The 24,770-nt window shown below is 76.5% G+C and carries 18 protein-coding genes and 1 pseudogene; 3 read left to right on the top strand and 16 right to left on the bottom strand.

What is annotated here, in order from left to right:
- Positions 1-164: 164 nt before the first annotated feature.
- The 9 genes from pgm to AB0J08_RS19910 all read right to left on the bottom strand — a co-directional run bounded on the left by pgm (position 165) and on the right by AB0J08_RS19910 (position 13,258).
- Entirely contained in the window at positions 165-1,820 is a 1,656-nt protein-coding gene (pgm, locus tag AB0J08_RS19950) for a phosphoglucomutase (alpha-D-glucose-1,6-bisphosphate-dependent) (protein WP_360635495.1), read from the bottom strand.
- A 194-nt stretch (positions 1,821-2,014) separates the two neighbouring features.
- A complete protein-coding gene (locus tag AB0J08_RS19945) occupies positions 2,015-2,602 on the bottom strand; it encodes a hypothetical protein (RefSeq protein ID WP_360635492.1) in 588 nt (195 codons plus the stop codon).
- Positions 2,599-4,224 carry a DUF58 domain-containing protein gene (locus AB0J08_RS19940; RefSeq protein ID WP_360635489.1) on the bottom strand — a complete coding sequence of 542 codons (1,626 nt, stop codon included), beginning with the start codon at positions 4,222-4,224 and terminating at the stop codon, positions 2,599-2,601. Before AB0J08_RS19940 ends, AB0J08_RS19945 begins: the two co-directional genes overlap by 4 nt.
- Positions 4,221-5,318 carry a MoxR family ATPase gene (locus AB0J08_RS19935; protein ID WP_360635486.1) on the bottom strand — a complete coding sequence of 366 codons (1,098 nt, stop codon included), beginning with the start codon at positions 5,316-5,318 and terminating at the stop codon, positions 4,221-4,223. Before AB0J08_RS19935 ends, AB0J08_RS19940 begins: the two co-directional genes overlap by 4 nt.
- A 113-nt stretch (positions 5,319-5,431) precedes the next feature.
- A complete protein-coding gene (locus AB0J08_RS19930; protein ID WP_360635483.1) occupies positions 5,432-6,070 on the bottom strand; it encodes a hypothetical protein in 639 nt (212 codons plus the stop codon).
- Complete coding sequence (locus tag AB0J08_RS19925; RefSeq protein ID WP_360635480.1) at positions 6,067-7,119, bottom strand: DUF4129 domain-containing protein; 1,053 nt, start codon at positions 7,117-7,119, stop codon at positions 6,067-6,069. The genes AB0J08_RS19930 and AB0J08_RS19925 overlap by 4 nt, the downstream gene beginning before the upstream one ends.
- A 155-nt stretch (positions 7,120-7,274) precedes the next feature.
- Positions 7,275-8,333: a phosphatidylinositol-specific phospholipase C domain-containing protein gene (locus tag AB0J08_RS19920; RefSeq protein ID WP_360635477.1), complete on the bottom strand. Its 1,059-nt coding sequence runs from the start codon at positions 8,331-8,333 to the stop codon at positions 7,275-7,277.
- A gap of 185 nt (positions 8,334-8,518) precedes the next feature.
- Positions 8,519-9,745: a tetratricopeptide repeat protein gene (locus AB0J08_RS19915; protein WP_360635474.1), complete on the bottom strand. Its 1,227-nt coding sequence runs from the start codon at positions 9,743-9,745 to the stop codon at positions 8,519-8,521.
- Positions 9,746-9,778: 33 nt separating this feature from the next.
- Entirely contained in the window at positions 9,779-13,258 is a 3,480-nt protein-coding gene (locus tag AB0J08_RS19910) for a CHAT domain-containing protein (RefSeq protein WP_360635471.1), read from the bottom strand.
- A gap of 158 nt (positions 13,259-13,416) precedes the next feature.
- On the opposite strand from AB0J08_RS19910, the gene AB0J08_RS19905 reads away from it, so the two are divergent.
- Positions 13,417-13,845, top strand: a complete 429-nt coding sequence (locus AB0J08_RS19905) for a hypothetical protein (RefSeq protein ID WP_360635468.1) — start codon at positions 13,417-13,419, stop codon at positions 13,843-13,845.
- Entirely contained in the window at positions 13,842-14,753 is a 912-nt protein-coding gene (locus AB0J08_RS19900; RefSeq protein WP_360635465.1) for a hypothetical protein, read from the top strand. Before AB0J08_RS19905 ends, AB0J08_RS19900 begins: the two co-directional genes overlap by 4 nt.
- 23 nt (positions 14,754-14,776) lie before the next feature.
- Here AB0J08_RS19900 and AB0J08_RS19895 read toward each other — a convergent pair whose 3' ends face one another.
- From AB0J08_RS19895 to AB0J08_RS19870, 6 genes and pseudogenes are all read right to left on the bottom strand, one after another.
- The gene (locus AB0J08_RS19895) at positions 14,777-15,529 is read right to left on the bottom strand and encodes a hypothetical protein (RefSeq protein ID WP_360635462.1); all 753 of its coding nucleotides are present in this window, start codon (positions 15,527-15,529) and stop codon (positions 14,777-14,779) included.
- A 185-nt stretch (positions 15,530-15,714) separates the two neighbouring features.
- Positions 15,715-18,777, bottom strand: coding sequence for a bpX6 domain-containing protein (locus AB0J08_RS19890; RefSeq protein WP_360635459.1), 3,063 nt, complete (start codon positions 18,775-18,777; stop codon positions 15,715-15,717).
- Positions 18,774-20,453 carry a hypothetical protein gene (locus AB0J08_RS19885; protein WP_360635456.1) on the bottom strand — a complete coding sequence of 560 codons (1,680 nt, stop codon included), beginning with the start codon at positions 20,451-20,453 and terminating at the stop codon, positions 18,774-18,776. Before AB0J08_RS19885 ends, AB0J08_RS19890 begins: the two co-directional genes overlap by 4 nt.
- Positions 20,450-20,977, bottom strand: a complete 528-nt coding sequence (locus AB0J08_RS19880) for a hypothetical protein (RefSeq protein ID WP_360635453.1) — start codon at positions 20,975-20,977, stop codon at positions 20,450-20,452. Before AB0J08_RS19880 ends, AB0J08_RS19885 begins: the two co-directional genes overlap by 4 nt.
- The gene (locus tag AB0J08_RS19875; protein WP_360635450.1) at positions 20,974-22,206 is read right to left on the bottom strand and encodes an AAA family ATPase; all 1,233 of its coding nucleotides are present in this window, start codon (positions 22,204-22,206) and stop codon (positions 20,974-20,976) included. The genes AB0J08_RS19880 and AB0J08_RS19875 overlap by 4 nt, the downstream gene beginning before the upstream one ends.
- 185 nt (positions 22,207-22,391) lie before the next feature.
- A pseudogene (locus AB0J08_RS19870) lies at positions 22,392-22,580 on the bottom strand (IS5/IS1182 family transposase); the annotation flags it as partial.
- Positions 22,581-22,772: 192 nt separating this feature from the next.
- Here AB0J08_RS19870 and AB0J08_RS19865 point away from each other — a divergent pair.
- On the top strand, positions 22,773-24,203 hold the full coding sequence (locus tag AB0J08_RS19865) for a cytosine permease (protein ID WP_360635447.1): 1,431 nt from the start codon (positions 22,773-22,775) through the stop codon (positions 24,201-24,203).
- Here AB0J08_RS19865 and AB0J08_RS19860 read toward each other — a convergent pair.
- Positions 24,086-24,766 (bottom strand): helix-turn-helix domain-containing protein, encoded by a 681-nt coding sequence (locus AB0J08_RS19860; protein ID WP_360635444.1) that lies wholly within the window; start codon positions 24,764-24,766, stop codon positions 24,086-24,088. The two genes, AB0J08_RS19865 and AB0J08_RS19860, sit on opposite strands and share 118 nt — an antisense overlap.
- Positions 24,767-24,770: the final 4 nt, after the last annotated feature.

The following is a 24,770-nucleotide window of genomic DNA, read 5'->3' as shown; positions in this document are numbered from 1 at the left end:
CGTCCGTCGCCGGCTTGACCTGCCCAGGGCGTGGCATCCAGGCACCTCCTGGGCAGGCAGCCTACCATCAGCGATCCTTAAGTCACTGGTATTGCACCTAGGGGCCCGGGCGGCGAGCGCAGGCTCGCCGCCCGGGCCCCGGTCCGGCGCCGTGCAGCGGGAGGTCAGGCCGCAGGGCCGGCGAGGACCTCGTTGACCAGCTCGCGCGCCTCGGCCTGGACCCGGGCGAGGTGGTCGGCGCCGTGGAAGGACTCCGCGTAGATCTTGTAGACGTCCTCGGTGCCCGACGGGCGGGCCGCGAACCAGGCGTTCTCGGTGCAGACCTTGATCCCACCGATCGCCGCACCGTTGCCCGGCGCCTCGGTGAGGACGGCGGTGACAGGCTCGCCGGCCAGGTCACCGGCACGGACCTGCGCCGGCGACAGCCGAGCCAGCAGCGCCTTCTGCTCCCGGTCGGCCGGGGCGTCCACCCGCGCGTAGGCGGGAGCCCCGAAACGGCCGGTGAGGTCACGGTAGTACTCGCTGGGCGTGCGGCCGGTCACCGCGGTGATCTCCGAGGCCAGCAGGGCCAGCAGGATGCCGTCCTTGTCGGTGGTCCAGACCCCGCCGTCCCGGCGCAGGAAGGACGCCCCGGCCGACTCCTCACCGCCGAACGCGATCGAGCCCTCCAGCAGCCCGTCGACGAACCACTTGAAGCCGACCGGCACCTCGACCAGGTCCCGCTTGAGGTCACCGGCGACCCGGTCCAGCATCGAGGAGGACACCAGCGTCTTGCCCACGGCCGCGTCGGCCGGCCAGTCGGCGCGGTGGCGGTAGAGGTAGTCGACGGCGACCGCCAGGTAGTGGTTCGGGTTCATCAGGCCGCCGTCCGGGGTGACGATGCCGTGGCGGTCGGCGTCCGCGTCGTTGCCGGTGGCGATCGCGAACCGGTCCCGGCGCTCGATCAGCGAGGCCATCGCGGCCGGCGAGGAGCAGTCCATCCGGATCTTGCCGTCCCAGTCCAGCGTCATGAAGCGCCAGGTCGGGTCGGTGACCGGGTTGACGACGGTCAGGTCCAGGCGGTGCGTCTCGGCGATCCGCCCCCAGTAGGCGACGGACGCCCCGCCCAGCGGGTCCGCGCCGATGCGCAGGCCCGACGCCCGCACCGCGTCGAGGTCCAGCACCGAGACCAGGTCCTCGGTGTAGGTGGTGAGGTAGTCGTGGCGGCCGGTGGTCGCGGCGGTCAGGGCGCGGGCGTAGGGCACCCGCTTGACGCCCCGCAGGCCGTCCCGGATCAGGGCGTTGGCACGGTCCTGGATCCAGCAGGTGGCCTCCGAGCCGGCCGGACCGCCGCTCGGCGGGTTGTACTTGAACCCGCCGTCCCGGGGCGGGTTGTGGGAGGGGGTCACCACGATGCCGTCGGCCAGCCCCTGCGGGTGGCGCCGGTTGTGGGCCAGGATCGCGTGCGAGACCGCCGGGGTGGGGGTGTAGCCGTCGGCGCTGTCCAGCAGGACGGCGACGCCGTTGGCCGCCAGGACCTCGACGGCGGTGGCCCGGGCCGGCTCGGACAGGGCGTGGGTGTCCGCGCCGAGGAACAGCGGGCCGGTGATCCCCTGCGCGGCCCGGTACTCGCAGATCGCCTGCGTGGTGGCGGCGATGTGGTCCTCGTTGAACGCCGCGTCCAGCGAGGAGCCCCGGTGCCCCGAGGTGCCGAACGCCACCCGCTGACCCGGCTCCTCCGGGTCCGGGTGCAGCGTGTAGTACGCCGTCACCAACCGCGCCACGTCCACCAGGTCGTCCGGCTGCGCCTGCTGCCCGGCCCGTGCGTGTGCGTGTGCCATCGTCTCTCCCACCAGTGTTCCTCGCCGTACGCCGGCCGCGCGGCCCGGCGCGTCCTGTGCCCCGTGCTCACCGATCGTAGCCAGCGCGCGACCTCCGGCCCACCCGGGGCGCCGGGGCGCCACGCGCGGACCGCGGCCACCCCACCCCGAGCCGAAGGGCCGCGCCGGTGCCGAAAGGGAGAAGCGAGGACGCCTCACTCGCCGGTGTGCGGCTCCGCCGGCCGCGCCCGGGGGCGGCGCCCCGGCCGGAGCGCCTGCGTGACGCCCCAGCCCGCGGCCGCCAGACCGGCCAGGGCGATCGGACGCGACCACTCCCCCGCCCCGGTCGACGCGGACGCGACGGACAGCACCAGGCCGGTCGCGGCGACGGCGGCCAGCACGTGCACGGGCCGGGCCCGGTGGCGCTGCGGGCCGAGGACGTCGACCAGCAACAGATAGCCGATCAGCAGGGCGGTCACCGCCGCGATCCGCCCGGACGGGGGCTCGCCCAGCGCGGCCAGCAGCACGCTCGCGGCCGCCAGTACGGTGCTGCGCGACGAGGCGAGCCGGCCGGTCCAGCTGTGCGGACGGCGCGGCGGGTCGTCGAGCGGTGGGGCGGCCCAGAGCGCAAAGGCCGCGGCGGCCACCGCGGCGGCGGGCCCGGCCCGGTCCACCGCACCGCCGGCGGTGCCGCCGACCCCGGCGGCGGTGAGCGCCAGCGCCACGCCGGTGCAACGCAACGCGGCCCGCTCGGCCCATGGGACCCACCGGGCACCGGTCGGAATGTCGTCGGTCGTGGTCATCGGGCTCCTCCCCCGATCCGGCGGCGCAGCAGTGGGGCGAGCGCCAGGTCGAGCGCCTCGCCCGGGGTGTAGCGCGCCACCGGGATGCCCCGGGCGCGCAGGGCCGAGCGCATAGCCTCGCGTTCGGCGTGCCAGAGCCGCCGGGCCACCGCGCCGATCTCGTCGCCGGGCTCCACCGCCGGTTCGCCGGCCGGGATCTCCACCACGACCAGCGGATTGCCACGGTCGCGGACCTGGCCGAGCACGTCCAGGATGCGCTGGTCGGCGAGCGAGGTGAACGCGTACACCAGTGCGTGGCCGGGCAGCGCCGCCGCCGGGAGCCGGGGCGCGAGGGGGCTGCGGTGGCCCCGGTCCTGACGGACCTCCAGCACGCTCTCCACCATCCGGTGGAACTGCCGGTCGCCGCTGCCCGCGGTGAGCCAGCGCAGCTTCCCGCCGACCGCGATCAGGCCGACCCGGTCGTGCCGGCGCAGGTAGGCGCGGGTCAGCCCGCCGGCCGCGCGCAGGGTCTCGTCCAGGCTGGACAGGCCGGTGGCCGCGTCCCGGAAGTCGGCCAGCGTGTCCAGCAGGACGACCGCGTCGGCGGCCCGCTCGGCGGCGAACTGATTGATCTGGACGGCGTCGCGGCGGGTGGTCGAGGGCCAGTGGATGCGCCGTTGGCGCTCGCCCGGTACGTGCGGGCGAACGCCCACGACCTCGACGCCGGTGCCCTCGTGTGCGGTGGTGTGCTCGCCGAGGCGCTCCGGCAGCCGCACCGGGATCGGGGTGAGGCGGGCCGCGCTCGGCACCGGGAAGACGTCCACCGCGCCGAGTTCGGTGCGCACCGTCCGGCGGGTCAGACCGCCGGCGTCGTAGACGTCGATGTCGACGCTGCCCAGGGTCCAGCGGCCCCAGCGTCCAGCCTGGACCACCAGGTCGACCTCGGTGGCACCGACGGTCACCGCTGTCAGGGTGACACCCGGGCCGAGGGCGACGGTCGGGTCGAGCCGGCCGATCCGCCCGTCGTGACGGACGGTGATTCGTACGCTGATCGCATCGCCCTCCAGGCAGCGGCGCGGCGCGACGGTGGTCTCGGCGGCCAGCCGGGACGGACGGCCGTTGCCCGGGGCCGCCAGGGCGAGCAGGACGGCCGGACCCGCCGCCAGCGCGAGCACCCAGGCGTGGCCGGTGGCCAGTGCGGCGACGGCCGCGACGGTGGCCACCGTGAGCAGACGCAGGGTCCGCTCACCGGGCCGCCAGTACGGCGAGGGCGGCGTGCTCGGCAGGCCGGCCAGCGTCGCCCGGGCGCTGCGGGCCACCAGGCGCGCGGCGGCGTGCTCCGGGCCCCGTGCGCCCGCCCGGCGGCCGGGGCGCGGACCGGTGTTCCGGCCGGTGCCAGGTCCGGCGGGCGGACCGGTACCGAGGCCGGTGCGCAGGCCGTTCCGCGTGTCGGTCGGGCTTCCGGTCCGGGCCGGGCGGCCTCGCGCGGGGCGCGGGGCGGGGCTCGCGGCCGGGCCGGCGAGCCGCCGGACCGGGCGCCCACCGGGTGCGCCGGTCTGGGCGGCGAGCCGGCGGGCCCGCTGCCCTGGCCCGTCGGCGGCGGAGCGCTCGGCGGAGGGCTCGGCGGAGGGCTCGGGGCTCACCGGGCGAAGCCCGGGGCGTCCACCCGGCCGCTCCCCGGCCCGCCGGCCGCGCGCGGCAGGGTCTGCGGCGCCGGAACGGCGGCGACCAGGCGCGCCAGGACGTCGTCCGCCTCGACCTGGCGCACCCACAACTCCGGGGTCAGGGTGATGCGGTGGGCCAGCGCCGGGACGGCGAGCGCCTTGACGTCCTCCGGAGTGAGATAGTCGCGGCCCTCCAGCATCGCGCGGGCCCGGGCCAGTTGGACCAGTGCGAGACCGCCCCGGGGCGAGGCGCCGACCTGGATCTGCGGGTCGTTGCGGGTGGCGTGGACCAGCGCGATCACATAGTCGACCAGGTCGTCGTCGACCTCGACCTGCTCCAAGGCCGCCCGCATCGCGAGCAGTTCGGCCGGGCTGCTGATCGTCTCCAGGACCGGCTCGGGCACCGCGCGGTCCAGCCGGGCCCGGAGCATCGAGGCCTCCAGGCCGGTGGAGAGGTAGCCCATCCGCACCCGGAGCAGGAAGCGGTCGAGCTGCGCCTCCGGGAGCGAGTAGGTGCCCTCGTACTCGATCGGGTTGGCGGTGGCGATCACCACGAACGGCTGCGGCAGGCGGCGGGTGGCCCCGTCGACGGAGACCTGGCCCTCGGCCATCGCCTCCAGCAGCGCGGCCTGGGTCTTCGGCGGGGTGCGGTTGATCTCGTCGGCCAGCAGGAGCTGGGTGAACAGCGGCCCGGGCCGGAAGACCATCTCGCCGCTGCGCCGGTCGTAGAACGGCGCGCCGGTGACGTCCGAGGGCAGCAGGTCGGGGGTGAACTGGATCCGGCGGAAGTCCAGGCCGAGGGTGGTGGCGAAGGAGCGTGCCAGCAGGGTCTTGCCGAGCCCGGGCAGGTCCTCGATCAGCACGTGGCCGCCGGCCAGCACACCGAGCATCACCAGCCGCAGGGCCTCGGGCTTGCCGACCACGGCCCGTTCGATCTCCTCGACCACCGCGCGGGCGCGCCGGCCGGCCTCCTGCGGCGTCAGCTCGGCCGCCTCGGTCGGACGGCCCGCGGTGGGTTCGGCCTCCGGGGCGTGCTCGGTGTCCGGGGCGGGGGCCTGGGGAACGGCGGTCATGGTTCTCCTGAAGAGCGGCGTCGGTCGGCCGACTGCCGGGACGACGGGGAGTACGGGGGTGCGGGGAGTGCGGGGAACGGAGCGTGCTGAGCGTCCTTCGGGGACGGCGCCGGCTACCCGGAGCTCGGCGGCTTGGGACCGGGCGGCCGCAGGGACTCGAGCCGGTCGACGAGCGCGAGGAGGACGGGGCCCGGGAGGGTCGCATCCGGGTCCGCGGCGTCCGGATCGATCCACGGCCACAGCCGGGGCCCGACCAGTTCGGCGGCCCGGTCGCGGTCCGCGGTGAGCGAGATGCCGTGGGTCTCGGACAGGCGCGCGGCGAAGAGCCGCCGGAGCCGGCCGCGCAACGGCTTGGCGTCGCCCTGCGGGTCGAGGCCCTGACGGACGGTCCAGCGCCAGTCGCCGAGGCCGGGCTCACGGGAGTCCATCAGGCGCTGCCGGCTGCGCAGGCCGATGTCGAGGAACCCCGCGCCGGCCACGTACCGGCCGGCGACCAGTCCGGCGGCGGTCAGCAGGACCGCTCCGGCGGCGGCCGCGGGCGCACCGCCGACCAGGGCGAACAGGACCTCGGCCAGCACGGCGGTCACCGTCAGCTCGATCAGGCTGTGCCGGACCGAACCGGGCGCGGCGAGGCCGCCACCGGCTCGGCCCTTCGGATCGGCGGCGTCGGCACGGTCGGCGCGGTCGGCGGCGTCGGCACGGTCCGCACGGTCGGCGCGGTCGGCCTTCCGCCCGTTCCGACGGGCGCTCATCGACGGCCTCCGGTCCGGGCCGCTCCGGCCACTGCGGCCACTCCGGCCGCCGCGGGCTCCGGGGACGGGCCCGCCCGGTCGGCCAGCCGCTCGGCGAGGGCGTCCAGCGCGCTCTGCGCCCGGCGCACGTGGGTCTCGTCCATCGGGTGGGTGGAGTACCGGGCCTCCCGGAACAGCACGGTGAGCGCCCGCGCGTGGACAGGGTCGACGCGGTCGTCGGTCACCGCACGCTCCAGCAGTTCGGTCGGGCTCTCCGGAGCCCGGCGGGACAGTCCGGAGGCCGCCAGCGAGGCCTCCATCGCGGCGTAGCAGGCGATCACCGCCGCCCGCGCGTCGGCGCCGCCGAGGGCGCGCCGACCGGTGTCGACCGCGGCGGCCAGGGCGTCCTCGCCCCGGGCCGGCGCGGCGGGCAGCGACGCCGGGGGCCGCCGCCGGATGATCCGCAGCCGCCGCAACAGCAGCACGGCGGCCACCACTGCGGCGACCACCAGGGCGATGGCGAGCCCGCCGAACACCACCACGATCACGGTCGAGAGCGAACTGTCGGCGGGCACCCGGTCGGGCCAGACCGGCGGCGGGGACGTCGGAAGCGGGGTGAAGTCCGGCAGGGGCGGCACCGACGGCGGATCGACCGAGTCGGTGTGCGCCCGGCGGTGGAAGACGAACATCAGCACCGGTACCGCCGCGGCGGCCCCGGGCAGCAGAACCGCGGCCGCCTCCCGCAGTCGCTCGGCCCACGGCGTCGGCCCGTTCAGGTGGCGGACCTCCGCGCGGAAGCGCACCGCGAAGCGGCCGATGACGACGAGCCAGCCGAGCGCGAGCAGCAGGACGAACCCGAGGGCCTCCACCGGCACCGTGGCGGGGGGCGTACCGAGCAGGCCGCCGTCCGGTCGCAGGGCCGAGGCGGCGAGCAGCAGGCCCACGACGGCCACCAGGACGCCGGCGATCCGGCCGCCCTGTCCGGCGGCGCGGTCGGTGGCACCCGCACCGTCGTCCGCGCGGCTCCGGCCGTCGTGCCGAGGCCCGCTCGGCTGCGCTTCGTCCTCCATGCGGCCGCCCCTCGGTCCCCCGCAACGCGGTCGGCTCCGCGCGAGGTGCAGCGTCGCACACCAACTGTCGTATTGTCACCCCGCGTCGCGGGCCGTCGACCGTCGCGCCCCCACCCCCGGACCTGCGGCGGGCGGGGGGCCCGACGGGTGGACGGTCAGCCTCGCGGCAGGGCGAGCGACTGCACGGCGGGGAGCCCCCGCCAGTCGCTGGAGACGATGCTCGCGTGCGCCCGGGCGAGCTGCTCCGTGCGACCGCGGGCCTGGTCGGCGGTGGGGTCGGTAGCGCTGATCGCGGGCGCGACGTTCTGCGCGTCGGTCATCGTCAGCAGGTAGTGCCGGCTGTCGTACCAGGCGGTGTCGATGCCGCCCAGGTAGGCGGCGGCATCACCGTCGAAGACCACGAACCACGGGCGGATCGCCGTCTCCGCGTACTTCGTGCGGGGGTCGCCGGCCGCGGCGCCGTGCACGGCGGGGAAGACCTGGGCGTCGCCGATCCGCCCGGCCGCGGCGAGGTCGCGCAGGTGGCGCCCGTACTCGACGTCGGTGGGCAGGGTGTCGAACGGGTTGCCCTCCTCCAGCGATCCGGGGATCACGTACACCAGCACCCGCCCGGCGAGCGCCGCCCTGGTCGGCCAGTTGCCGGCCCGGACCGCCTCGTCGGCATTGGCGTACGAGCCGCCGCCCGGCTTGGCGAGCAGGTCGGCCGGGCGCAGCACGGCGGAGCCCAGGTGGCCGGCGATCAGGGAGTCCAGCTGCGCGGGGCCCATGCCCCGGTTGGCGGCGAAACCCGCCTTGAGCTCCAGCTTGACGACCAGCGGGCCGGCGCCGGGGTGCGCCCCGAGCCAGACCCGGACGTCGTCCAGGCAGGTCTCCAGGTTCTTGTTGGCGCCACCGGTGTAGAGCTGGGCGGGCGTGCTCGCGGTGACGCAGTTGTTGGCGTTGCCCAGCGGGTTGGAGTGGCTGACCTTCCACTCCTTGGTCACGGTGTCCGTCCAGGCGTCCAGCTCGATCATGCCGGTGCCGGTGTCCAGGCCCTGGGCGAGGTAGCCGAACGCGGCCGGGTCGTAGGTGTTGTGGAGCCCGACGGTGGTGGCCGAGCCGAACGGGAGCTCACCGGCGCCGCTCGCACCGGCCGACTGCACCGGCAGGAGGGCGGCGGCCGTGGCGAGCAGACCGGTGGCGATGGTGCCGGCGAGGGCACGGCGTGCGGTCACGATGACTTGTCCCCTTGTCAGAACGCGGTCGGCGGTCGCTTCCGCCGATCGGAAGGATGCCGCGGCTGAGCATCCCTCACATGAAGGGGACACAACAAGACCATGACGGGGGCGGGACGATCCCGCGGCGCCCTCCGGGGTTGCCCTGAGCTGACCGGCGGGGGGTGTCCGGCGGTGACCGGCGGTCAGGGCAGGTGTTCGCGCAACCAGTCCAGTTGCTCGCGGACGACCTGCACCCGGGGGTGGCCGGGACCGTGGATCCGGCTGTAGTCGGCGGCGCAGCGCGTCAACAGGCCGGCCGCCTCGGCGAGGAGGCCGGCGTCGATCAGGACGTTGGCCAGGTTCTCCCGGGAGCTCACCGTGATGGGGTGGCCGTCCCCGTGCAGGGCGGTCCGCCGGGCCAGGATGTCCCGAAGCAGGGGAACGGCCTCCTGGTAGCGCTCCATGCCGTGCAGGACGGCGGCCAGGTTGTTGCGGGCGGAGAGGGTGTTCTCGCCGTTCGGCCCGGTGAGCGCCTCCCAGGACGCCGCGACAGCCCGCAGCTGCGGCTCCGCCTCCGCGTGGCGGTCCAGCCGGACCAGGACGGCGGCGAGGTTGCCGCGAGCCGCCACGGTGCGCTCGTGGTCACGCCCGTAGCGCTGCTCCAGCGTGGGGACCAGGGATCGCAGGGACCGCTCGGCCTCCCGGTGGCGGCCACAGTTGATCAGGGCGGCCGCGTGCCGGTTGGTGGCGGACAGCACCTCGGGGTGGTCCGGGCCCAGCAGCCTGCTCCGGCGGTCCAGCGTGTCACGCAGCAGCGGCTCGGCCTCCGCGGAGCGCCGCAGGGACTCCAGGGCGGCGGCGAGCCCGTCGGCACTGTGCAGGGTGTCCGGGTGGTCCCGGCCGAGGGTCTCCGCCCTGGCACGGAAGTTGGCCTGCCAGAGCGACTCGGCCTGCTGGACCCGGCCGAGGTGGTGGAACAGGCCCGCGAGCTCCGCACGGGTGCGCAGGGTCTCCTCGTGACGTGCCCCGAGCACCGCGCGCTGGGTGCCCGCCACGTACTCGTAGAGCTCGACCGCGCGGTCGGTGCCGGCCGGGGTGTGGGCCAGGACCCGGGCGTACTCCCGGAGGACGGTCAGGGTCTCGGGGTGGTCGGCCCCCAGCCGCTCGATGGCCGCGTTGGCCCGCCACGCGGCCGCTTCCTCCGGCTCGACGCGGACCCGGACGATCTCCTGTTCCGGCCTGCCCTCCGTCACCTCGGTGACGGTGATGGTGGCTCCGGGCGGCTGCCAGCGCGGCTCCCGGAGCCCCTCGGCGGCGAGCGGCACCTCGTCGGGGCCTTCGCCGGACGGTCCCGACGGCGCAGGGCCGCCGCCCGTGCCGTCGGCCTGCGCGGCGCGCTCGGCCGCTCGTCTGCGCCACCATCCGCTCATCGGTGAAGCTCCCTCGTCGTCGGGTCCGGCAGGTCAGGCGCCGGCGTGCACATGGGCGGCCCAGAGGCCCGGACTGGTGGAGAACGCCGTCCGGCACTGCCGGACGGCGTGGTGCAGGGCCTCGGCCGTCCGGTCGGTGTCCAGCCCCGGCGCCCCTGCGGGCCGGCCCGCCCGCAGGCCCTGGTAGAGCAGCCTGGTCATCCGGAGCGCGAGCAGGTCGTGCACCGGCCAGAGGGTGCCGACGGCATGGGCGTACCCGGCGAGCTGGAAGGCCGAGGTGATGTGGATCGCCTCGTCGGCCAGTTCGCCGGCGCCCCGGGCCGTCTCGCAGGCCGAGAGGACGGCGAGCCGGGCCGCGGGCAGGTCGAGCCGGGCGATCCGGCGGACCGTCAGCGGCGCCGTCCGGTGGTCGTGGACGAGGAGCCGGGCGGTGGACGGGTCCTCCGGCTCGCTGACACCGTGGCAGGCGAAGTGCACGTGGGCGTGGCGGGGCAGCGCTTCGAGGACGCCTGCCAGGGTGGCCTCCTCGCCGATCAGCACCTCGGTCGGCAGCAGCCCGCGGAGCAGCTCGACCTCCCGCCGGGCGCCGGTGAGCGGGCGGGCGTCCGGGGTCTCGGGCATCGCCACCGCGAGCAGGCCGTCCGCGCCCCAGGGCCCGTCCGGCGAGCGCCCGTCCGGCGACGGCCCGTCCACCACCGACCGGCCCGGCTCCGGCGCGGTCTCCCGGGCCCGGGCGTAGGCGAGCGCGCGGACGGTCGGGGTGTAGGAGGAGATCACCCGGTCCAGCACCGTGCGCGGGCTCCCCGCGGTTGCCCCCGGACCGCGCCGCCCGTCGGGCACCGCATCAGGCAGCACGTCGGGCACCGCGTCGTCGTGGTGGCCCGCCGCGTGCAGCGGCAGGGCGGAGAGCGCCCCGCCCGGCGACCACCAGACCCGGGGCCACGGGCCGCCGGGGGCTGCCCCGGACAGGCCGAGCCGGTCGAGCACCGGTCCGGTGACGTGGTCCCACGTCCAGCCGAGCACTTCGCCGATCACCGTCTGGGCCACCCGGTCGGTCGCCGGATCCGCCGCCGCCACCAGTGCCTCCTCCAGCCGGCGGACCTGCTCGTCCACCGCCTCCGGCGTGGCCGCCGGCAGCGGGACCAGCAGGACCTGCCCCGACCACAGGACCAGCGCGTCGCTGCGGTACCCGCTGCAGTAGGCGAGCACCACCGGCCCTCGTTCGGAGGCCTCCGCCAGAACGGCCGGGGACGGCGGGGCGAGGAAGTCCGCGAAGCCCGGCAGCGCGCGGATCTCCGTCACCAGCCGCTCGAACCGCGCCGCCAGGGTGTGCCGCAGGTCGGTACCGCCGGCCGGCAGGCCCGACCGTGCCCCGGCCGGGTCGGCGGCGTCGAGCGCGTCGATCCGCTCGCTCAGCTCGCGGAACCGCTCGGCGGCCGCGGGATGGTCGCGGCGCAGCCGGCCCAGGCCGTCCCGGGTGGCGATGGTCCGGCCGAGCAGGACTCCCCGGCCCTGTTCCAGCAGTTGGACGGCGAGGACGAGGTCCCCGGTCTGCACGGCGCAGGCGGCCGCCTCGGCGGCCAGCCCGTGCACCCGGGAGAGGCTGCGTTCCTGGTCGCCCCGGGCCAGCCGGCCCGAGGCGACGAACGGCAGCAGCCGCACGGCCAGTCCGTAGCCGCGCAGGGCCTCCTCCCACCGTCCGGCCTCCGCCGCCGCGACGCCCCAGTCCCAGGCGGCCCGGATCCGTCCGTCGGCCGGCATCGCCTCGGTCAGGGCCGACTGCCGGTAGGCGTCCGCGGCGGCCCGCAGCACGGCGGGGTCGCCGTCCCGCTGGTGCAGGAACAGCAGGGCGTCGGCGTAGTGCTGCAGGTAGGTGCCGTGCGCCCCGGTGCCCTCGGCGCCGGCCCAGACGGCCCGGCCGAGGTCGCTCACCGCCCGGTCCAGTGCCTCGTCGTCCCCGGTCGTGCGGTACTGGTCGAGCCGGGAGTTGCCGAGGTTGGAGAGCGTCAGGGGGAGCCGGGGGTCGCCGTAGGGGCTGACTTCGACGGCGCGCTCCAGCAGGGCGACGGCCTCGTCCAGGTCCGCCCGCTCCCCGGTCGAGTCGAACCGGGCCCGCAGCGCGTTGGCGAGGTGGTTCAGCCGGTCACCCAGGGCCGGACTTCCGGACGCGGTCAGCGCGAGGGCCTCACGGGCCATCGCGATCGCCTCCGCGGCCAGTGCCGGCTCGCCGGTCTCGCCGTGCCGGCTCTGCAGCACCACACCGAGGTTGGCCAGCCGGTCGACCCGGTCGGCGGCCCGGACCGGCCCCTCGTCGACGGCCCGGCGGGCCAGCTCGGCCGCCTCCTGGACGGCCTGCGGGTCATTGGTCTGGAAACCGCGCTCGTGCAGGGTGACGGCGAGGTTGGCGAGGACCTCGCCGAAGACCTTCGTCCCGGGCGGCTGCCCGGCCAGCGCCTCGCGCAGCACCTCGACGGCCTCGTCGAGGAGTTCCACGTCACCGGTCCACTGCGCCAGCCGGTGCAGTGCGTTGCCGAGGCTGTTCAGCCGGCCCGCGTACAGCGTGGCGTCGCCCTCCCGCAGGGCGACGGCGCGGCGGAGCAGCTCGACGGACTCCCGTAGCGCCCCGAGGTCGTCGGTCTCCTCGGCGACCAGCCGCAGGGCCACGCCGAGCCCGGCCAGACACGCGCCGTGGCCCGGCTGCCCGGCCGGCGTCCCGGCCAGGGCCTCCCGGTTCACCCGGAGCATCTCCGCGCGGTCGGTCGGGTCGCCGGTGAGCGTGCTCCAGATCCGCAGCCCCTGGGCCAGGTTGTGCAGAGCCGGCAACCGGGCTTCGTGGCCGGCCGGGACCACGGCCGACACCGCGCGCCACAGCTCCAGTGCCTCCCCCAGCGCTTCGGTGTCGCCGCGGAGTTCGTGACGGTCGTGCAGCACGTTGCCCAGATCGAGCAGCAGGGCGGCGCGGTCCGTCGGGTCGGCCCACGGACCGTCCAGCGCGCGCCGGTAGGCGCTCTCGGCCCGCGTCAGGTCCTCCTCGCGGCCGGTGACCCGGAACCGCTCGGAGAGCGCCCCGCCGAGGCCGGCCAGCGCTTCCCCCACGGTGGGCGGCGGCTGCGGCAGGCCGGCCGCCCGGGCGAACATCGCCACCGCCCCGTCGAGGTCCGCCGGGCGACGGTCGAGGTCGAACCGGCTCCGGTACGCCAGGGCTAGCAGCCGGACGTCCTGGGCCGCGGGCGGCTCGGCCGCCGCGCACCGGACCCCGAGGGTGATCAGGTCGTCCAGGTCCCGCCGGTGGCCGAGCAGTTGCCAGCGCACCAGGAGCGCCACCAGGAGGTTGCCCGCGCGAGCGGACCGGCCCGGCTCGTCCGGCGGTGCGGTGCGCAGGTACCTCCGGGCGATCCGGACCGCCCGGTCCAGGGCCGGCCGATCGCCCGTTCTGAGGTGGTGCAGCAGGAGTTGGGCGGCCGGATCCGCTCCGCCTCCCGTCACCGAGAGCCGCGTCTGCGAGACGATCACCCCCAGGCGCTCCGTTGCGCCGATCAGCCTGTCCGCTTCACCTACCCGCACCTACCCGCCTCGGCGGGTGGACGCACTCGACACGATAGCGAACGCACCGTCAGAAGCCCGTCGTTATACTGATCCGGGATCCGCAACGAAGCCACGAAGGGGGCCGCGTGGTCGAGCCGGAGAGCCGCGAGCCGGACCGCCCGACGACCGGGCACGCGCGCTTGGGGGAGTTCTGCCGGCGGCTGACCGGCGCGCCCGGCTCGCTCGACCTGGGCCCCGCGGGGCGCCGCCTCGTCGAACACCTCACCTCCCAGCTGCGCGCCGGTCGGCCGCCGGCGGAACTCGACGACGCCTTCGACGAGTTGGAGGAGCTACTGCTGATGGCCGGGCACACCGCCGGGCTCGGCTCCTACCGCACCACCCCCGCCCCCGGGCCCACCTTCCGTGCCCTGCCGGTGGCCGGCCCGGGCCATCCGCCACTGCACGTCCTGGCCTGCCCGCACGGCCACTGCGGCCGGGTGGAGGTGCCCGACGCCGCGCACCCGTCGCAGTGCCTGGTGTTCGGGCAGCCGCTGCGCGCGGTGGGAGTCCGGTGACCAGCGCCTTCCTCAGCGCGCTGGGCGGCCGGATCGCCGAACGCTGGGTCGCCCTGCTCGCCCTCCCCGGCCTGCTCTACCTCGCGGTCCTGACCACCGCCGCCGTCCTCGGCCAGAGCCACTGGCGCGACGTCGGACGGCTCCGCTCACGGCTCGACGACCTGGCCGCCGCGCCCGGTTCGCACAGCGCCGCCGTGATCGCCGTCGCCGCGCTGGCCCTGCTGGTCGGCGCGGCCGCGGTCGGGGCGGCCGCACAGGCCCTCGGCGCGGCAGTGGAACTGCTCTGGTGCGCACCGGGCCACGGCCCGGTGCTGCGCCGGCTCGCCGACCGGCGGCTGCGCCGCTGGCGCAGCGCCGACGACGCCTATCGGTCCGCCCTGCTGGCGGCGGGCCGCGCCCGGATCGCCGGCACGGCCGACGCCGACGACCTGGCCGACACCGCGGAGCGCCGGTACGCCGAGCGCAACCGGATCGCCCCGGCCCGCCCACGCCACCCGTTCCGCACCGGGGACCGGCTGGCCGCGCCCGGCCAACGCCTCTGGCGCGCCTACCGGCTGGACCTCGCGGCCGCCTGGCCGCACCTGTGGCTGCTCGCCGCCGACGGCACCCGCGCCGAGCTGCACACCGCCCGCCTCCAGCTGAGCGCCGCCGCCCGGCTCTGCGCCTGGGGCGCCGGGTACCTGCTGCTGGCCGTCTGGTGGTGGCCGGCCGCCCCCGTCGGCGCGGCCACCGTCGGCATCGGCCTGCGCCGGGGGCGGGACGCCGCGGCGGCCTTCGCGGATCTCACCGAGGCCCTCGCCGACCTGCACGTCCGCGAGCTGGCGCAGTCGCAGGGGATCGACTGCCCCGACGGCTTCGACCGGGCGGCCGGCGAACGGCTCTCCCGGGCCCTGGCCAAGGTGGACTGAGCCGGCGAACTCTCCACGCGAGCTCAGACGTGGCAGCGCACGTTGACCAGAAGCGTGTCCCCGGGCAGGTCGTCGAGGTAGGCCTGGGCTCCGAGGTGTCCGCCGGCCATGTCCGGCTCGTGGACGCAGGTCGCACGACCGTGGCAGCCCCCGTGCAGGGGCTCTTCGTCCAGATCGTGCCACCACCCGTCGAGCGTGAGCACGTTGCGCCGGGGCAGCAGGCTGGCCGCGTACGTCGACACGTAGTCCTGGCGACTGCGTTGGCCGATGCCGACCGGGTCATGGCCGAAGGTGAAGTGGTCCGCGATATCGGGCCGGCTGAGGGTCGGTGCGATCTCGGCCCAGTCGCGAACCGCCGGTTGGAGCCGGTAGTCGACGGCCTCCGACGAGGCCGGGTAGGAGGCCCTGGTCCCGCCGGCGGCAAGGTGGCGGTGGTAGAACACGGACTCGTCGTGCGCGACCGGGTGGCCGGCGGCCACCTCCTGCCAGCGGTCCCAGACCCGGCCCGCGTGCTCGGCGGCCGCCACGCGCTGCCGGTCGCCGAAGTCGATCAGCTCGCGCGGCGCGCCCGCGTACCAGCCCACCACCTCGGGTTCCCGCGTCCCGTCCCAGGAGGGACGACCGGTGATCAGACGCGGGTCGCGGGCGTGGCCGGCCAGGACGGGCAGACCCGCGTGGCCGCCGCAGATCCGGTAGCTGTCCCACACGTCCCGCTCCACGGCACCCGTACCGTCTCTCGCGAAGGGCTTCATCGCCTTCGCGACCGCCTCGTCCACTCTGTTCGCTCCGTCAACTCCGCCAACCCCGTCAAGTGTCGAGCCGGGCAGACATACGATGATCGACATTCCAGCCATCCCGGGATCCTAGACAGCAGAGCCGACGACAGCGACCCGTGCCCCGGCCCCTCGGGCGGCCGCGGGCCCTGCCGACGACGGCCGTCGGGTGGGGCCGCGACCCGGCGTCAGCCGACGGTGACCCGCAGATTGGCGAGGACGGCCGAGCCGTCGGTGGTGGTGGCGAGCACCCGGCCGGAACGATGCCAGAACGTCAGCGCACCGCCGTGGTGGCGCAGGCCCACCGTCGGTGCTCCGGCCCCCACCTGCCCCGCCGCCGTCGCGTTCGGGAGGAGCAGCGTCCGCGGTCCCTCCGTGGCGCTCGCCGTGCCGGTGCGCACGCGCACGGTGCCGTCGGCGGCCGGGGACAGGGCGAGCGCCCAGTGGTCGCCGTCGACGACCGGGCCGGCCGGGGCCACGCCCGCGACGAGCTGCTCCGCCGGCGGCCGGTCGGTCGACCAGCGCAGCGTGGTGCGGCCCTGCTCCCGGTCCGGCTCGGCGGTCAGCAGCCGGCCGCTCGCCAGCACCGCCGTGCCCTCGGTGAGGTGCTCGGCGTCCAGCCCGGTGCGCGAGCGCAGCTCCCAGCCTGGCTGGTCCCAGCGCCACAGCTCCGTCAGGACCTTGCCCCTGGGCAGCCGGGAGGACACCACGGACGCGCAGGACGTCGGCGTGCGCACGACCGGGCCGACCGGCCGTTGCTCGCCGCCGAGCTCGCGCCACACCACGGTCGGGCGCGCTGCCAGGGTGTCGAGGACGGCGATGCCGTCGTCGTCCACGGTCAGCAAGTGCCGGCCGTCGAAGGACGGCACGAGCCGGCGTACCCGCAGCGTGGTCCAGTACCGGACGGCGCGGGTGCCGAGGTCCAGCCGCGAGATCTCGCGGAGCTGCCCGTAGCGGGCCACCAGCAGGGCGGCGCCGCCGTGGTCGGCCAGCACCAGCTCGTCCGCCGGGACGTCCCAGCGGGCGCGCACCCGGCCGTCGGGCCCCAGCAGCCGCACCCCCGCCTGGCCGCAGGCCACCAGCAGCAGGCCCGACTCCAGCCGCGCCGCGTCCAGGACCGGGAGCGTCCCGGGCCGGTCCGCGAAGGACAGCTCGCTCCGGCCGTCGACCGTGGGGCGGGCGGTGCGCCGCGGTCGCGGCAGATCCGCCGCCGTCAGCGGGTCGGCGCGCTTCATCAGCCGCTCGAACAGCGCCTCTTCGGTGCGCTGGTCGAGCGTGCCCGCATCGCCGAAGCCGCCGTCCCGGACCACGGCGCGGACCGCCGCCGTGGCGAGCTCCCGGTCGCCTGCCGGATCCGCGCCCGGCAACTCGGCGAGCGCGGTGGCCAGCGCGGACCGGCCGGTGGCCCGCGCGCGAGCGCCCTCGCCGGCGGCGGAGGCCTCCGAGCTGCCGGAGCTGTTTGAACCGTCCGAACCGTCCGAACCGTCTGAACCGGACGAGCCGTCACCGCCGTCCTCCAGGACGGCCAGCGCGAACGCCCGAGTCGCCTCCCCCGCGCCGAGCGCCAGCAGGTGGGCCAGGGCCCGCCCGCGCGCCGGGCCGCCGAGCGCGACCGCGTCCCGCAGATCCGCGACCACCGAGGGCCGCAGCGCCTCGTCCGGCCAGGCTGCTTCGACCGCGCCCAGCCGGTCGCCGCTCGCCCGGCAGTGCTCGACCCAGGCGGTGCGCAGCTCGCGCCCGGCCTGCGGGTCGTCGGCGCTCAGCCGGTCGACCGCGCCCGCGAAGGCGGCCCGCCGGTGCGCCGTCCGGATCGCCCGGTCACGCTCGCCCGCCTGCCACCAGAGCCGCACCACCAGGTCGGCGGCCAGGTCACGGCCCTCGGCGAGTTCGGCGGCCTGGGCCGCCCGGCCGTGCCGGTCCAACAGGGCGGCCGCCTCGGCCGGGACGTCCAGCAGGTCGGCCAGCACGAACGCCGCCTCGTCGATCCGCCCCTCGCGCTCCAGAGCGGCGGCGGCCTGCCGGTAGAGGTCGGCCAGCATCGACTTGACGGTCGGTCCGGACAGCGGCGAGACCCCCGCCGGCCCGCCGGCGGTGGGCGTCGGGCGCAGCGGGCCCGTGTGGCGTCGGGGCAGGCCGAGCGAGAGCCACCCCTGCTCGGCGCCGGAGGAGGCGTCCGCCAGGCGCAACGCGTCGCGCAGGGCGTCGTCCCAGCGGCGCTGCTCGAAGGCGCGGGTCAGCTCCCGCAGGTAGCGGGCGTGGCGACCCTGGACGAGCCCGCCGGCGGGGGTGCGCATGGCGAGGCGGGCGAGCAGGCCGGCCAGCGGGGGCCGGCGGGCGCGGGTCGGCCGGGGAACGGCGCGCGAGGCGAGGGCGCGCGGGGCGACGGCGCCCGAGGCGGGCTTGCCGGCACCGGAGGTAGCGGCGATGTGGTACCGGCGTCCCCGTCCCCCGAGGACCGCGGCGGCGGCGACCAGGGCGAAGACGGACCCGGCGGGGTGGAGGCCGCGGCCCAGGATCAGGTGAACGGACCAGAGGGCCATGACGACGACGGCCACGGCCATCAGGACGGTCACCGTCACGAACGCCAGCCGTCCCGACGCGTCCGCCCACCGTGGCCGAAGGAACGACCTGGCCAGCCGGGGAAGCGAGAGCGAGCGGAGCGACTGGAGCAGCGGGAGCGGGCGGAGCGACCGGCGCAGCCGGGACAGGGGCCGCGGTCGGCCGCTCACCGGGGCCGCCTCGGTCAGGCGACGGGCCCGCTTCGAGCGGGCCCCGATGCCCGCCGCCGCCCGCAGGTCCGGCCGGGCCGGCCGCGACAGGTCCTCGGCGACGGGATCGGGTTCGGCCACCGAACCGACCGGCGCGAGCCGGTGGAGGGTGAGCCCGGCCGGGTCGAGCCAGCCCGACGGGTCCACCGGCCGCAGCTCCGCGATCCGGTGCGTCGTCACCGCTCCCGCCGTGGTGAGGGCGAGGCGACCGGCCGGCACCGGGGCGCCCTCGGTGCCGACGGCGGCCAGCCCGCCGCCGCCCGGGCGCCGCACCGGCAGCCCGGGCGCGCCGTCCGCCCGGATCCCGACCGGCGCCGCGAGGACGAGCAGCCAGCGGCCGTCCGGAAGCAGACGCAGGTCGGCGCCGTCCTCCCAGTGGGCCAGGACGCGCTCGGCGGCCTCGACCGCACCGATCACCGGAACGTCCAGGACGAAGCCGGCGGCGGTCACGGTGGCCCGAAACGCTGCGGCCGTTGCGCTCACTGCTCGCTCCCGAGGTGGTGGTCGATGCGGCCGGTGTTGGCGTCGCCGACCACCACCCGGCCGGGGCCCGGTTCGACGGCGAGCAGTGGCAGGGTCGGGTGGACGGCGGGCGGGCCCGAGCCGCCGGAGAGCCGGCTGAGCGTGCGGGTGCCGTCCGCCCGGATGCTGCGCACCACCCGCTCGCGCCCCCGGGTGCAGGTGATCAGTGCCGGGAGCACGCCGTCGTGGACGAGGCCGACCACGTCGGCCTGCTCCCGGAACGAGAGCTGGACGGGATCGCCCTGCCGGCACCGCAGCACCCAGTTCCTGCCGTCCTCGGACCAGCCCTGGGTGGTGCCGCTGTGGACGACGTGCCGGGCCCGCTCCGCCTCGGGCGCCAGCGGGTGCCGGAACAGCCGCCGCTCCCGGAACCGCTGGAAGCCGCGTTCCTCCGCGCCCGGTGCCAGCGGCCCGTCGTCCCGGGCGTTCCCGTCCCGCGTGATCCGCCACCACCGGCCGCCCAGCGGGCAGAGCAGGTCGTCACCGTCGCGCAGCACCGGCCGGACCGGGCCGGTGAGCAGGCTCTCCAGCGACGCCCGGTCGAGCCCGAGCACGTCCAGCTCGACGGTGTACGCGTCGCCCTCCCCGAGCGGGCGGCCGCTGACGTACGGGACGAGCCGCTCCCCCCTGATCTGCAGGACGATCAGGCGCCGGCCGGTCCGGCCGGCCGCGACGACCGGCCCGTGCAGGTGGTGGCGGCGGACCCGGATCGGGCCGGGCTGCTGTGACGCGCTCACCGGCAGGTTGACCGCGAGCAGCTCGGCGGGGTGCGCGCCCCGCAGCAGCAGGGTGCGGGCCTCGGTGGTGAAAGCCGGCGACGCCCGCCCGGTCGTCCCGGCCGGGAGGGCGACGACCGCCGGCGCGCCCCGGCGGAACTCGGCGCCGCGCAGCGCCCGGACGGCGATCTGCGTGGCGGGCAGCGGCAGGTCGACGCGCGTGCGCGCGAGACGCACGGTGACGCGGACGGCGCCGTCCGCGCTCCAGCCGCTCGGCTCGCTCGCCAGGACCCGCTGGTGCGAGCCGAGCCGGTCTGCCAGCCGGGGTGAGGTGAGTACCCAGGCCCGGTCGGCGGCGTCCAGCCCCTGCTGCGCCTGCCGGACGTCCTCGGGTGTCGGGTCGGCGTGGCGCCGGGCGTCGAGCCAGCGCGGCAGCAGCTCGGGGAGGTCGCCGGTGAGCCAGTGGCCGGGCGGGTCGCCGAGGATGCCGACGACCAGCTCGGCGCCGTGCGCGGCCGCCCGGCGGTGCAGGACCAGCAGGGCGGCGAGCTGGACGAGCCGGCCGGCGCCGGCCTGGGACGGGCCGGTGTCGGCCAGCACCACGATCCGGCCGCGGACCGCCGTGGCACGGAACTCGGGTGCCAGATGCAGGAGTTCACCCTCGGTCAGGCGCCGCAGGAATTCGTCGGGGGCCTCGTCGGCGAGCAGCCACTCCGAGGGGAGCAGCTGGTCGGGCCGGCCGGAGCGGGCGAGCCCGCCGAACCCGTCCGGGGTGCCGCGGTCGTCGACGGCGGGCTCGCGCTCGCCGATCAGGGCGTCCAGGCGGCGCAGCAACGGGCCCAGCGCGACGGCGAGTTCAGGTGTCAGCGCGGCGAGGCCGGCGGCCCACGGGGCCAGCGCGGCGGGCAGGCGGGTGGTCATCGCGGGGCGCTCCCGGTGTCCGGGGCGGGCGCGGCCGGGGCGGGCGCGGCCGGGGCTCCGGTGCTCGCGTCCCCGCTCTTCCCGTCCCCGGGGTACGAGTCCTCGGTGCTCGCGTCCTGGGTGTACGGGTTCAGCGCGGCCGGGTCGGTGCTCGGGGGCGGCGGGTCGGCGACCAGGGCATGACCGGGGAGCAGCACGCAGAGCCGGTCGTCCTCGGCACCCACGGCGGTGCGCCAGAGCGCGGCGGCGGGCCGGGGGCGGGCAGTGGTGGGCACCAGCACGCCGGCGTCGAGGCCCAGGTAACGGGCGCCGTCCGCCCACGGCAGGTCCGTGTCGGCCCCCAGGACCAGCAGCGCGCCGTCGCCGGCGACCACGCCGAGCCGGGCGCCGCCGACCAGCCGCTCGCGCGTGGCCACGGCCAGCGCGGGCACGGCGTCGCCCAGGCCGAGCACGGCGGCGGCGGGCAGCGGCGGCTCACGGCGTTCCCAGCGGAGCGGGAAGGACGGTGGGGCGGTGACCGTCACGAGGGGACGACCGCCGCAACCAGCTCGGCGCGTATCCCGGCCAGGGCGCCGGACAGGTCGGCCGGGTCGAAGCCCGCGTCGATCTCGCGCAGTGCCGCCTCCAGCCGCAGCCGGGAGTCGCGCCCCTCGGGGAGGGTGCGGTGTGCGGCCAGCAGCGCGCTACCGGTGCGGACGAGCCGCTCGGCACGGGCCGCCGAGCTGCGGGACAGTTCCTCGGCGGCGTGCACCAGGCTGCGGTTGGCGGCCTTCTCGACCAGATCGGCGAGGGTGTCGCGGGCCTGCGCCTGGGCGTCGGCGGTGGGGGCGACCAGCGGCAGCACCCACAGGTCGCGAGCCGAGGCCCTGGTCCGGCCGTCGAGCACGGCGGCGGCGGCGACCAGCTTCTGCGAGCGGACCGCCCGCCGGTCGCTGATCGGCACACCCGCGGCGCGCAGCCGGCGCAGCGCGGCGGCCACCAGCGGGGTGACCTCGTCGAGGTCGCAGGCACGGGCGGCGGCGGCGAGCCGGTCGAGGGCGCCGAGCCGGTCGGCCGGGCCGGCGCGGTCGGCAAGGTCGCGCGGGTCGGCAAGGCCGCGCGAATCGGTCAGGTCGCGCGGGTGGAGCGGGGCGCGCGGGTGGAGCGGTGCCGTCGCGGGCCGGCGGCCGGCCTCCAGCAGCTCCTCCAGCCGGGCGTCCGCCACCGGCTCGACGAACACCCGGGCCAGGAAGCGGTCGGCGAACGCCGCGAGCGCCGGATCCTCCGGCAGGTGGTTGGCCGCGCCCACACAGACCCGCAGCGGGCTGTGCAACACGGTGCGCCCGCGCCGGAAGACCCGCTCGTTGAGCAGGCCGAGCAAGGTGTTGAGGACGGCGGTGGAGCCGAGGAACACCTCGTCGAGAAAGGCGATCTCGGCCTCGGGCAGCATCCCGGCGGTCTCGAACTCGACCCGGCCCTCGCGGAGTTGACGCAGGTCGACGGGGCCGAAAAGCTCGTTGGGCTCGGTGAACCGCCCGAGCAGGTACTCGAAGTATTGGCCGCCGAGCTGCCCGGCGATCCGGCGGACCGCCTCGGACTTCGCCGTGCCCGGTGCGCCGACGACCAGCAGGTGCTCGCCGGCGACCGCACACAGGACCACCACCTCGGCCACGGTCTCGCGGTCGATCATGCCCTGCCCGGCGGCGGCGACGGCGGAGCCGATCAGCTCGGCGTCGGCGGCGCGGGCGGCTGCGGTGGTACTGGTCTCGGTCACGAGCACCGGAGTCTACGGGCGGCTGCGACACGCCCACCAACCGGTTTCCCGCGCGAGGCCCGTGAACCGGCCCCGACGAGAGTCCCCGCGCCCGCTCGGGGGGGTGTCTCACGTGGCACGTTTCGCGAGCTTCTGGTAGCAGGTCAGGGCGGCGGCCAGGCCGGGTGTTCGGCGGAGAGCTACGCCCTGTCCGCGCGGAGTTCGACGGGTCGGCGCCGCCGTGGTCCCCGGCGGGACCGGACGGCGGGTATGCCGCGGATGAGCGGCTTGAGGGCGAGGCTGTCACGCGTGCTCGCGCCGGAGACGACGACGGCGAGCGGGATGCCCTGGGCATCGGACCGCACATGCGGCTTGCTGCCCTTCTTGCCGCGATCGGCGCCCGGACGTGCGAGCCGTCCACAACTCACCCAGCGGCTCAGCCGGCCGGCCGGAAACCGCAGGTTAACGGCTCGGCAACGCGCCGGCGCGTAAGGGGCGCGGTGCGTACAGAACGTACGCCACAGCGCGCCCGGCTGCGTACGGTCCGTACGTTGGCGCCGGTGCCCGTGGGCCCGAGATTTGTGGGTATGACGACAGCCCCCGCGAGAGGGGATGACGGTACGTCCGTCAGCGCCCCCGCAGACCCGAACGCCCTCATCACCGCCTATGGTTCCCACGTCCTCGCCGTCGAGCCCACGGGCGCGGAGCCGGTCCCCGAATCGGCCCGGCACGGCAGCGCGTTGGGGCTGCTCTGGACGTGGCTCTCCCCCAACATGGAGTTCGCGACGGTCTACATCGGCGTGATCTCGGTGCTCTTCTTCGGCCTCGGGTTCTGGACGGCCACCGCGGCGCTGCTGCTCGGCACCGCCGTCGGCTCGGCCACCCACGGGTGGCTCAGCGTGTACGGGCCGAGGTTCGGCGTTCCGCAGATGGTGGCCGGCCGGCTGGCGTTCGGGCGGTGGGGGAACGCCCTGCCGGCCGCCCTCAACGCGGCCGGGGCGGGCCTGGGTTGGTTCGCCGTCAACAGTGTCTCCGGCGCCTTCGCACTGGCCACCCTCTCCGGGATGCCGACGCTGCTCTGCCTGGTCCTGGTGGTTATCGCCCAGATCGCGGTCGCCTATCTGGGGCACAACTTCGTGCACGGCTTTGAGCGCTACGCACTGCCGCCGCTGACCGTGGTGTTCCTGGCAGCGTCCGCGGTCACCCTCGGCAAGGCCCACCTGGGCGGAGCCGCGAGCACCACGGGCACCACCGGCGGCTTCCTGCTGGCATTCAGTACGGCCTTCGGGTACGCCGCCGGCTGGAACCCGTTCGCCGCCGACTACACCCGCTACCTGCCCGCCGCGACCGCGCGCTGGAAGGTGGCCCTCTACCCGGCCGTCGGCGTGTTCGTGGGTGTCTCACTGCTCGCGGTGGTCGGCGCCGCCTCGGCGACCATCGCCACGGGTGAGCGGAACCCCACCGCCGCCTTCACCGGCCATCTTCCGGGCTGGCTCGGCAACTTGACGCTGCTCGCCATCATGCTCGGAGCCGTCTCGGCGAACGCCATCAACATCTACTCCGCCGGGATGTCCTTCGTCTCGCTCGGCCTGCGCAAGCTGCCGCGCGGCCCGGTGGCGCTGGTGATCGGCGCGCTCGGCTTCCTGGTCGCCTGGAGCGGGCTGAGCGACGCCGGGCACTCCTACGAGGCGTTCCTGCTGGTCATCGCCTACTGGGTGGCGCCCTGGCTGGCCGTGGTGTTCACCGACGAGTGGTTGCGCCGGCGGGCCGGGTCGACGGACGCCACAGCTGCCGAGCAGATGGCCGATGCCGGGTACGAGGTGTGGGCCGGCCCGATCGCGATGGTGGCCGGGACAGTGCTCTCCGTACTCCTCTTCAGCAGCCAGGAGCAGTTCACGGGCTACCTCGTCAGAGCGGCGCCCTCGATCGGCGACCTCACCTGCCTGGTCGGCTTCGCGCTGACAGCGGTGCTGTACGCGGGGCTGCGGCGGGTCCCCGCCCTGGCGCCCTCACGCTGATCGGCGCCCAGCCGGTCGACGGATCGGTCGACGGATCGGTCGACGGGGTGGTCGACGGGGTGGCCGGCGGGGCGCGCTCCGATGCGCTCACCGGATCGGAGCAGCCGGTGAGCGCAGGTGGCGAGCAGCCACTCGCCGTGCAGCTCCGGGTCGTCCACCTCGGACCCGAGCAGCAACTCGATCCGCTCCAGCCGTTGGTAGAACGACTGCCGTCCGATGTGCAGCAGCGCGGCCGTACGGGTCGGCGAGCAACCGTTGCGCAGGTGCACCTCCAGCGTCCGAACCAGGTCGCTCGGGTGGCGGGCCTCCCAGGCCAACAGTGGGCCGAGCGAGTCGTCCGCGAGGCGGGCCCACCGTTCGGGGCCGCCACTGCGGGTGAGTTCGCGCTCCAGGGCGAGGGAGCGGGCCGAGGTCACGTGCGGCTCGCCCGGGCGGGCGGCGGCGTCCGGCTCGGCGGGCGGGACGGTGACGGCGAGTTCGAGCGTGGTCCTGGCTTCCCGGAGCGTCTCCCCGTACCGCTCCCAGCCTGCCTCGGCGGCCACCGCCGGGCCGACCCCGACCACGGCT

The sequence above is a fragment of the Kitasatospora sp. NPDC050463 genome (genome assembly GCF_040655255.1).
Taxonomy (GTDB): Bacteria; Actinomycetota; Actinomycetes; order Streptomycetales; family Streptomycetaceae; genus Kitasatospora.
Note: the sequence above shows the minus strand (reverse complement) of the source record. Positions and strands in the feature narration are given on the sequence as shown.